Source organism: uncultured Thiohalocapsa sp. (assembly GCF_913062725.1).
Classification (GTDB): domain Bacteria; phylum Pseudomonadota; class Gammaproteobacteria; order Chromatiales; family Chromatiaceae; genus Thiohalocapsa.
In genome coordinates, this window is sequence record NZ_CAJXWY010000099.1 from 1 (window position 1) to 8,254 (window position 8,254).

Annotated in this window: 6 protein-coding genes and 1 pseudogene; 6 read left to right on the plus strand and 1 reads right to left on the minus strand. The window is 65.8% G+C overall.

Annotation, left to right across the window (positions count from 1 at the left end):
• Positions 1-551 precede the first annotated feature (551 nt).
• On the plus strand, positions 552-2,102 hold the full coding sequence (locus QZ588_RS17200) for an ATP-binding protein (RefSeq protein WP_295544250.1): 1,551 nt from the start codon (positions 552-554) through the stop codon (positions 2,100-2,102).
• Between the two features lie 48 nt (positions 2,103-2,150).
• Here QZ588_RS17200 and QZ588_RS17205 read toward each other — a convergent pair whose 3' ends face one another.
• A complete protein-coding gene (locus QZ588_RS17205; RefSeq protein WP_295544243.1) occupies positions 2,151-3,257 on the minus strand; it encodes a 50S ribosomal protein L11 methyltransferase in 1,107 nt (368 codons plus the stop codon).
• A gap of 552 nt (positions 3,258-3,809) precedes the next feature.
• Between QZ588_RS17205 and QZ588_RS17210 the strand changes: the two genes are divergently transcribed.
• The 5 genes and pseudogenes from QZ588_RS17210 to QZ588_RS17230 form a co-directional block, all read left to right on the plus strand.
• Positions 3,810-4,109, plus strand: a complete 300-nt coding sequence (locus QZ588_RS17210; protein ID WP_295544245.1) for a PqqD family protein — start codon at positions 3,810-3,812, stop codon at positions 4,107-4,109.
• 1 nt (position 4,110) lies between these two features.
• Positions 4,111-6,000: an asparagine synthase-related protein gene (locus QZ588_RS17215; protein ID WP_295544246.1), complete on the plus strand. Its 1,890-nt coding sequence runs from the start codon at positions 4,111-4,113 to the stop codon at positions 5,998-6,000.
• A 3-nt stretch (positions 6,001-6,003) separates the two neighbouring features.
• Positions 6,004-7,275 carry a sugar-transfer associated ATP-grasp domain-containing protein gene (locus QZ588_RS17220; RefSeq protein WP_295544248.1) on the plus strand — a complete coding sequence of 424 codons (1,272 nt, stop codon included), beginning with the start codon at positions 6,004-6,006 and terminating at the stop codon, positions 7,273-7,275.
• Positions 7,269-7,931, plus strand: a complete 663-nt coding sequence (locus tag QZ588_RS17225) for a hypothetical protein (protein WP_295544249.1) — start codon at positions 7,269-7,271, stop codon at positions 7,929-7,931. Before QZ588_RS17220 ends, QZ588_RS17225 begins: the two co-directional genes overlap by 7 nt.
• A gap of 114 nt (positions 7,932-8,045) precedes the next feature.
• Positions 8,046-8,254: pseudogene (locus QZ588_RS17230) on the plus strand (hypothetical protein); the annotation flags it as partial.

Here is an 8,254-nt window from a genome sequence, read left to right on the forward strand (position 1 = left end):
CTGGCGAGCACCTTGGTCGGCTCTGTGGAGGCTTGCAGCTCGCGGCGGATGGCGGGCGTGGTTCTGGCATGCTTGTGCAGCTGCACCTGCATCGGCGGACTCCTGGTTGGGGATCGACTGGCCCGGCGTCGGCGCCGCGCTCGTCACGGGTCTGGACTCCGGTCGCCCTTCGGGCTCCCTACGTCCAGACCCGTGACGAGCGCCTCCAGCACCCCCCGAGCCTCGAAGAGAGGATAACTCCTACGGGGCATATAATCACCCGGCACGGGACACCTATGCCCCCAAGGCCCGCCGCGGCTTGCCCGCGCCGCCGCTGCCGATGCCCGCCGGCTAAGCCGGCGTCTGCTCACTGCGTGCGTGAGCGCGGCGAGTTGTCAGTGCATCCCATGAGTGTGGGCGGTCAGTGATGTACCTGCGCTCAGTGCCTGGGTTGAGGCCCCCACCGCAAGGTGCGGTGCAGGTGGTGGTACCGTCGCAGGGCGGCGTGCCTGACCGCGCGAGCCTTGCCCGACGCCCACATCGACTTTGGGCTAAACTCTGCCCTTATGAACATCCCCCGCAAAAAGCTTCCCATCGGCATCCAGACCTTCCGCGAGATCCGCGAGGAAGACTACTACTACATTGACAAGACGCCGCTCGCGTTACGCCTGATCGAGCGAGGCAGCTACTACCTCCTGTCGCGCCCGCGTGGGTTCGGCAAGTCGCTGTTCCTGGACACCTTGGCAGAACTGTTCGAGGGCAACCGCGCGCTGTTCACCGGCTTGGCGGCAGAAGAACACTGGGACTGGTCGCGGCGCTTCCCGGTGATCCGGCTGAGCTTCGCTCATGGCGTGCTGGCGGATCGCGCCGAACTGGACGCCAAGATCGAAGAACTGCTAGCAGAGAACGCCGCCCGGCTTCAGGTGCAACTGGACCAGAACACCATCTCTGGGCAATTTGGCGACCTGATCCGCCAAGCGCATGCAAACAGTGGCGAACGGGTGGTGGTGCTGGTCGACGAATACGACAAGCCGATCCGAGACAATCTGACCAATCCTGAAACGGCCAGCGTCCTGCATGTCGGATTGCTCAATTTGTATTCCGTGATCAAGGAAGCGGGCGCCCATATCCACTTTGCCTTGCTGGCAGGGGTCTGCAAGGTCAGCACGTCCAGCATTTTTTCCGGCCTGAATAACCTGATGGATCTCAGCCTGGATGCCGACTACTCGGCCATCTGCGGCTATACGGACAATGACCTGGACACAGTGTTCGCGCCCGAACTGGACGGGCTCGATCGCGCCCAGATGCGTGCTTGGTACAGTGGCTACAACTGGACCGGCGAGTCCGTCTACAACCCCATTGATGTGTTGCAACTGCTCCAGAAGCGCAAGTTTCAGCCCTGGTGGTTCGAGACGGCCACACCAGACTCGCTCATTGACGTACTGACCGAACGTCAGGTCTTTCTGCCGCAGTTGAGTTACATGCTGGCCGACCGGTCGCGCCTGTTGCACTTGGAGCTCGAGCGCATCGCGATCGAGACCCTGTTGTTCCAGACAGGACATCTGACGATCGACTCCAACCGCCAGATCGGTGTCATCACCTACTACAGCCTGCACTACCCAAACCGCGAGGTTTACCAGAGCCTCAACAATCGCCTGCTCCAGCATTGGACGCCGGATACCCAGAACACGTTTCGCAACAAGACCCGGCTCGGTGAGCTGCTACTGGCCAACGACTTCGCCGGCTTGGAACAGCTCTTCACCGCCTTCTACGCCAGCATCCCGCACGACTGGTACCGCAACACCCCCATCGCCCAATACGAGGGCTACTACGCCAGCATCTTCTATGCCTACTTCGCCAGCCTGGGGCTGGATCTGACGCCCGAGGACACCAGCAATGTCGGGCGGCTGGATCTGGCGCTGCGCTTCAACGGCAACCTCTACCTGATGGAGTTCAAGGTGGTGGAACTGGTGCCGGATGGTCGGGCGCTGGAGCAGATCAAGGCCCGTGGCTACGCGGACAAATACCGCGCCGAGGGCCTGCCCATCCATTTGATGGGCATCGAGTTCAGCAAGGAGCAGCGGGCGCTGGTGGGGTTTGAGGTGGAGACGCTCGAATCCTGATCGGGTTTCTGCTCCGTTCAACCCGCGTTGGCATATCGTTTGGCTGATCTAAGCGGTGGGCCAGAGATAGAGCGCGTCCTGATCATGTTGCAGCGTCAACGCCAGGGAGTCACCCACGTCAAGCAAAGGTGGTTGCGGCAGGATGTGCAGTTGCGGATCCCAGCATGAGCGATGCGGTGGGTTGTTCTCGAACAGGATGCCTGCGCCGAAGTCCAGCCGCAGCCAGCGGCAGATGGCCTGGGCCTCGCCCGCGCGGGTTGCGATCAGGTTGACCTTGAACTCGCCTTCTTGGCGGATCGCTGCATCCAGATCGAATCGGGCCAGTTCGGTGGGCGCCGTCAAAGGGTGTAATTCGCCGCCGCCCTTGCCGGCGTTGATCTCGATGGGCGTGAAGCGATTGAACGGCGTCATGTCGAAGCCGCTGATCTGCCCCATGCGGTACTTGTGGGCTTGGCCCTGACCCGTGATTGCGTAGCCAATGGCCGCGACACTGCGAGGTAACAGCACCGCCTCTGCCGTGAGAAAGCGCTCGCGGGCCAGTTGGGTGAGGGGCAGTACCTGCTCGCCGAGCAGGGAGTTGTCGACGATTTCCGCCACGAACAGGTTGCAGCGCTCGGGCAGATCCGTACCCACGCGAACCTGGTGGGCATCTTTGGCGATCACGGTGATGCGCTCGGCGAAGCCGTTGCGGGCGATGATCTCTCGGGCGGCCGCAGCGACATCCTCACGCCGTTCGCAGGTATACACATGATTGGCGCCGGCTCTGGCCGCGAGCATGGCCAGGATGCCGGTGCCTGTGCCGATCTCGAAAACGGTGGTGTCGGGTGTGACAAAGTGCCGCAGCGCCTCAGCGTAGGCAGCGTTGCGTCGTTCGTCATGGACGATGCCGAAGTGCCACAGGGGCGCTTGACGACGCTCTAGCCAGTCGGTCAGAACCCATACCGGGTAGTCGTCACCTGCGGCGAGTTGGCGCGCCAGTCGGGCGAGCTTTTCCGCCTCCGGGCGCTGCTTGCGTTGCCGGAACACCAGCGACATCTTTGCCAAGCGGCGGGGCAGGTCTGCTCGATCGAGTACCGCCTCGACGAATGTTTGTGTGGCTGGCTCCAGGTTGGCCGCCTGGACGGCTTGCTCGAGAAGGGCTCTGTCGGTGGTCATGGTTCTGTTCTGATTTCAATCAGGTGTTGCCTGTTTCTTAAGACGACTGATGCGCGCCCTCGATCCAGCCCTGCACCTCGCGGTACCGGGCACGCCTTGTGGGTCTGTCCCCGGGGCAGAGTCAGGGGCTCGGCGGCGCCTGTACCCCAACCGGTCGGGCGACCCGGTGCAGCGGACAGCCGGGCACGCAGCTCGGTGTCGCTGCCGCCGCCGGCCTGGGCAAGGCACGTCCAGGCCAGCCAGCCCAGGCTCTGATCCCGACATGCTGGGCCATCGCCTGGGACTGGGTGCTGACGCCGGCGGGTCTGCGTCTACTGCAAGGGACCGTCGGCTGGGGGACGGCGATGCCGCCGCGCTTAAACGGTGGCGAGTGACGACAACAGCCCGGCAGGCACTGAGGCACTGATCGTTAGGCGGCGCTCAGCATGCGGCTCGGCGCGATGCCAACTCGCCGGCCAGCCTTTCCCTGCGCACGCGCAGAACGTATCCTCAATGGGATTTTTGTTCGTTCGCACATAATGACGATTTCGTTAACGTTAAACCACGCCTGCCATGACCAAGACTGCTGAGCCCCTCGACCTCACCACCCGACTGCGCCAGCACCCCGACCAGGTTTCCGCCGAAGCCGACGGCGAAGTGCTGATGATGCACATCGATTCCGGCAACTACTACGGCCTCAACGAGGTCGCCAGCTTCCTGTGGAACCAGCTCGATACCGCCAAGAGCGTGCGCGAGCTCTGCGAGGCCGTGCTGGCCGAGTTCGATGTTGACGAAGCTGCGTGCGTCGCTGATGCACTCAGCTTCCTGCAAGGCATGCTGGACGACGGCCTGATCGAGCGGGCGACCGACTGAGATGTTCCTCGGCCTGTTTGCGACCAGCCCCGACACCGCATTACCCCCGGCCCTCGCGCAGCATCGCCTGCAGCTGCCCGCGGTCTTCCCCACGGCGGATGGCGACGGCACCTACACCGCGCCTGGCCTGCAACTCCATGACCATCGCCGCTTCAACACCTGGCGCGATCAGGATGCGGAAGTCCCGCTGGTCTGCCCGCACACCGGCGCCGTGCTCGCCTTCTGGGGCCGGCTCGACAACCGCGATGACCTGATAGCCGCCCTCAGTGCCCCGCAAGCGACAACGCCGGCCAGCACCGATGCCGCGCTCGTGCTCGCCGCCTGGCGCCACTGGGGCAAGGCGCTGCCCGAGCACCTCATCGGCGACTTCGCCCTGGCGCTGTTCGACCCGGCGCAGCAGGGCCTGCTGCTGGTGCGCGACCCGCTCGGTGTCAAACCGCTGTATGTCAGCGAGCAGGACGGCGTGCTGGCCTTCGCCAACAGCGCCAGCGCCCTGCGCCCCCTGCCCGGATGGCGCCTGACCCCGGACACCGACTGGATGGCCCGCTACCTGATCGGCCAGTCCAAGAGCGACACCGCCACCGGCTACCGCGAGATCCACAAAATACCGCCCGGCCAGGCCCAGTGGTGGCAGCGTGGTCAGGCACCGCGCCAATGGACCTACCACCAGTGGCGCGACGACGCCCCCTGGGCCAGCCGCCGCGACCCGGTCTGGGTCGAGCGCTACCGCAGCGTGCTGGAAGCGAGCATCCGCTGCCGCATGCCCAGCGACCACCCACTGGGCACCGAAAACAGCGGCGGCGTCGACTCCGCCACCATCACCGCCTATCTGGCGCACTTTCTCGGCACCCCGGGCGATCGCCTGCACAGCTTTGGCTTCGCGCTGTGTGAACAAGAGCCCGCCTACATCCTCGAGACCAGCCAGGCCTGCCAGATCACCCACAACTACCTGATCACCGCCCGCGGCGCCTTCGACGACACCGAGCCGCGCCTCGATCGCGCCCTCGCGGTGCTCGGCTACCCCGAAGAACACGGCAACGGCTCCGGTCACATCCCCTTCTACCGCGAGTGCCAGCAGCGCGGCATCCGCACCCTGTTTTCCGGCTTCGGCGGTGACGAAGTGGTCACCAACCCCGGCCACCTGCTGCGCTACGAGCTGCTCGACCGCCACGCCTACGCCAACCTCTGGAACATCCTGCCCGGTGATCCCCTCCGGCGCAGCCTGCGCCTGGGCAAGGCGATGACCCTGGGCCGGCGCTCTCCGGACTACCGCCCCACCTTCCTCGCGGCCTGGCGCGAACGCTGGCCGCACCAGCTCCTGCGCCCCGAGATCGTCGAGCGGCTCGACCTGCACCACGAGTACATGGAAACCGCCCGTTACGACGCCCCCTACCGGCGCATCAACGCCTTCATCCTCAATGGTCTGCTGCGGATGCCCTACATCGCCGCGCGCCTGGACAACTGCACCCTGATGGGGGCCAGCTACGGCATCGACTACCGCTGGCCCCTGTGGGACGTGCGCCTGGTGCAGCAATACCTCTCGACCCCCAGCATCGAGAAGGTCGGCCCCCGGGGCATGGGCCGCTACCTGCACCGGCGTGCCATCGACGCGGTGGTGCCCAAGCGCGTGGCCTGGAAGCCGAGCAAGGACATGGGCTATGGCCAACTCCACAAGGCCCAGAACCAACGCCTGAAGACCTTGGCGGCCGATACCGAGCACTGGCTGGCCGATCTGGCCCCCGCACTGGTGGATCTGATCGACCAAGATAAGCTGCAGCGCCAGCTGCAGCAGCTCAAACAGGGCGCGGGGGAACGGGATCAGGGCCTCGGCTTTTTCTTTACCCGACAGATCGGCAGCCTGCACCAGTTACACCGCTGGCTGGTCACCTGAGCCGTGCGCAACGCGCCACTTCGGCGGCTGAGCGCGCACCTGCGCCGCGAGCTTTGGCAGCGCCGCCTGCCGCACGGCCTGCTCAGCCCGCGCTACCTCTGGCCGGGCGGGGATGCGCGCATCCGCGCCCACCGCTGGCTCTGGTGGCGCGCCGGCGCGCGTTGGCCGAGGGCGCTATGGCTGCTGCTGCAACTGATGCTGTACCTGCGCTGGGTGGTCTTCTCCGGCCCTTGGCTCAGCCTCAAGGCCTGGCGCCGCTGGCGCGCCGAGGCACCGGAACGCTATCCGCCGGCCAGCCTGCGGACCCTGCTGCGCCTGACCCTGGGCTGGTGTATTCCGCCCCAGGCCTGCCGCCAGTTCGATCTGCTCGCCCGTCCGGAGCAGGCGCTGGACTATGTCCACGACCACGAACTGCCGGCCTACCACGCCGCTCGCAGCGCGCCGCTGGCCGGCACCCGCGAACAGGCGCAATGCCTGCAGGACAAGGTCGCACTGACAGAGGCCCTGGCCGTACTCGGCATCCCGATGACGCCGATCCTCCGGCAGATCCCCCGCGATGCGCCAGCCACGCCCTTTGCCGAGAGCCTGCCCGCGCCTGTTCCGGTCTTTTGCAAGACCCGCTCCGGCAACCAGGGGCGCGGCGCCTTTACCGCCTGGCCCACCGCCGAGGGCTGGGCCGGCAAGGCTTTCAGCGGTCAGCACCTGAACGATACCCAAGCCGTCGAGACGGCCTGGCGTGCCTTGCGGAAACGGGACGATGTGCTCGTTCAGCCCCAACTCACCAACCACCCGTCGCTGGCCGGCCTGACCGATCAAAACGACGCCATCACCCTGCGCTACATTACCCGCTGGCGCGCGGGTCAGATCGAGTGCCTGCACAGTGTGCTCGAAGTACCGCTCGGCCCAGACCCCGACACGGGCCACACCCGCTATGGGCTGCTGCCCATCGACCCACACACCGGCACCCTCCAGCCCTGGCCACGGCTGCAGCAACTGCCGCCGAGCGCACGCGCCCGCTACGACCAACTGCACAAAACAATCAGAAACTTCCCGGTGCTGCCGGACTGGACGCCGCTGGCCGAGGCCAGCCATCGCGCCCAGGCGCAGTTCCCGGGCATCTGGGCCATTGCATGGGACTGGGTGCTGACACCCGAAGGCCCGATGCTACTGGAAGGCAATGTCGGCTGGGGCGGGGCCGTGCCGCAGCAGGTACACGGCGGCTGGCTGCGGACGCACGAGGCAACCGAGCGATTGCAGTCCATCCACTCATGCTGACGTTGATTCAGCATTGGTGCGAAGACGGCCGGCGCTTCGCCCGCTGGTGCCCTGCCAGCCAGGCGGCGCTGCAACGCCTGAAGCCGCACCTGGAGCAGCAACTCACAGGCCATCTCAGCGCCCGCTGTGCGCATCTCAAGGGGCGGGGTGGGGTCAAGGGGGCCGTGCGCTACCTCGACAAACTGACTGACCACTACCCCTTTGTCGCGCGCTTTGACATTCGCGCCTACTACGAGAGCATTGATCATGCCGTGCTACGGGCGCAACTGCGCGAAGCCCGGGTCGATCCGATCTCCCAGAGGCTGGTTCGGGACGACCTGGCGCTGCCGGATAGGCGCTGCAGCGGCAAAGGCATGGTCGCGGGCGGTGCCATCTCACCGCTGCTTGGGGCGCTCTACCTGACGCCGCTGGACAAGGTCATGCCACGCGGCAAGGGGCTGTGCGGGTGGAATAACGGCGTCGAGATGTGGTTCTACTGCCTGATGCCGAACCCTCTTCATGTCATCCTCGTTCCTTCGGACGACACCGGGCTTTCCCGTGCGGTCGGGGCGACCCACCGCCGCTACAGCGGCGACATCAACGCGCACCAGCGTGTCACTGGCCATCTGTTTCAGGGCCGGTTCGGCTGTGTTGCGATGGACGAGGCGCACCTGTGAGCAGCCTTCCGGTACGTTGCCCTCAATCCGGTCAAGGCCAGGCTGGTCGCCTCACCGGCCGAGTGGCCTTGGTCGTCCGCGCGGGCACACCTGCGCGGCCAGGACGATGGCTTGGTGAAGGTTCAGCCGCTGCTGCAACGGGTTGACCTGCGCAAGGGTGTCTGCCAAGCGGCGATGGGCTACACTCGCCGCATGAGCGCCGACACCCCCGACCCCTCAGACAAAGCCCCACTGCGCCTCTGGCATCGCGCCTTCGGCATTGCGCTGATGGATGTCTTTGCCGAGACGCCCTGGGCCGTCGAGCTGGAACTGGAAATGGCCCT

Coding starts and splice junctions, on each gene's coding strand:
- QZ588_RS17205 (WP_295544243.1), bottom strand. CDS start 3,257: ATGACCACCGACAGAGCCCTTCTCGAGCAAGCCGTCCAGGCGGCCAAC.
- QZ588_RS17210 (WP_295544245.1), top strand. CDS start 3,810: ATGACCAAGACTGCTGAGCCCCTCGACCTCACCACCCGACTGCGCCAG.
- QZ588_RS17215 (WP_295544246.1), top strand. CDS start 4,111: ATGTTCCTCGGCCTGTTTGCGACCAGCCCCGACACCGCATTACCCCCG.
- QZ588_RS17225 (WP_295544249.1), top strand. CDS start 7,269: ATGCTGACGTTGATTCAGCATTGGTGCGAAGACGGCCGGCGCTTCGCC.